Origin of the sequence: Aminobacter sp. J41 (assembly GCF_000526635.1) — a bacterium.
In the GTDB taxonomy this organism is placed as follows: domain Bacteria; phylum Pseudomonadota; class Alphaproteobacteria; order Rhizobiales; family Rhizobiaceae; genus Aerobium.
In genome coordinates this window covers 1-1,593 of record NZ_JAGL01000093.1, presented here as the reverse complement: position 1 = coordinate 1,593, position 1,593 = coordinate 1, and the positions used below count along the sequence as shown (strand labels likewise).

The window sequence follows — 1,593 nt, the reverse complement described above, 5'->3', positions numbered from 1 at the left end:
CGCTACGAGCGCAAGCATCAGCCCTATCCGCGGATGGGGGCATGGCGCGAAGAGCTTGACCGGATGCTGACGACGAACGTGGCCAAGCCCCGGCGGGAACGACTGACACTGATCCGTATCTTCGAGGAGCTTCGCGACCTCGGCTACGAGGGCAGCTACAGTTCGGTGTGGCGGCACGCGCAGGCGTGGGAACGGGAACGCGGCAGCGCTGCTGCCGATGCCTACATCCCGCTGAGCTTTGCGCCGGGCGAAGCCTACCAGTTCGACTGGAGCCACGAGATTGTTGTTCTCGACGGTGTGACCACGACGGTGAAGGTGGCGCACATGCGGCTTTGTCATAGTCGCATGTTCTTTGTTCGAGCCTATCCGCGCGAGAGTCAGGAGATGGTGTTCGACGCGCACGACCGGGCATTCGCCTTCTTCCGCGGCACGTGCACGCGCGGGATCTACGACAACATGAAGACGGCGGTGGACGCGATCTTCATCGGCAGGGATCGCCGCTACAACCGTCGCTTCCTGCAGATGTGTGGCCATTACCTCGTCGAGCCGGAGGCCTGCACGCCAGCGGCAGGCTGGGAGAAGGGTCAGGTCGAGAACCAGGTTGGGCTGGTGCGCGAGCGCTTCTTCACGCCGAGGCTGCGCTTCAAATCGCTGGAGGATATGAACGGCTGGCTGGCCGACAAATGCGTCTCCTGGGCAAAGGCGCGCCGACACCCCGAGCAGGGCGAGCGCACGATCTGGGACGTGTTCGAGGAAGAACGCTCCAGCCTCATTCCCTATGCCGGGCGCTTCGACGGCTTCCATAGCGTCCCCGCCTCGGTGTCGAAGACTTGCACCGTGCGCTTCGATAACAACAAATACTCCGTGCTTTCGAGTACCGTGGGCCGGCCGGTCGAGGTCCATGCCTATGCCGACCGGATCGTCATCCGCCAGGACGGTGTAGTCGTCGGCAATCATGCCCGTGCGTTCGGGCGCGGCAAGGTGATCTACGATCCCTGGCACTACGTGCCGGTGCTGGCGCGCAAGCCGGGCGGCTTGCGCAACGGCGCGCCGTTCCGGGGATGGGTCCTGCCGTCGGCCATGGAGAAGATACGCCGCAAGCTCCAGGCAGCAGACGATGGCGACCGGCAGATGGTGAAGATCCTCACCTGCGTGCTGACCGACGGGATAAGCGCCGTCGAGGCCGCCTGCCAGGAGGCGCTCGATCAGTGCGTTTCGTCGGCGGACATGATCCTCAACATCCTGGCCCGCAGCCGCGATCCGGCTCCAGGCGAGATCCTTTCCATTCCCCAGGCGCTGAAGCTGGCTCAAGAGCCGATCGCCGACTGCGCCCGCTATGACAGTCTCAGGAGGACAAGCAATCATGCAACGCACCGAGGTTCTGGACTTGATGGGAGCGCTGAAGCTCTACGGGATGCGGTCGGCCTATGATGAGATCATGGGCGTCGCCATCAAGCGTCAGCACGAGCCGCCAAAGATCGTCGGCGATCTGCTATCGGCCGAGATTGCCGAGAAGCAGGCCCGTTCCATCAAATACCAGCTCACGATCGCCAAGCTGCCACTGGCGAAAGACATCGAAGACTTCGACTTCAC

At 63.3% G+C, this 1,593-nt stretch carries 2 protein-coding genes; both read left to right on the top strand.

Features of this window, described 5'->3' with window-relative positions; translation table 11 throughout:
• Positions 1-1,431 (top strand): IS21 family transposase (istA, locus tag L630_RS0120620; RefSeq protein ID WP_024850052.1); only part of this gene is annotated, 1,431 nt, incomplete at its 5' end.
• Positions 1,364-1,593 (top strand): ATP-binding protein (locus L630_RS22045; RefSeq protein WP_034331254.1); only part of this gene is annotated, 230 nt, incomplete at its 3' end. The genes istA and L630_RS22045, both read left to right, overlap by 68 nt.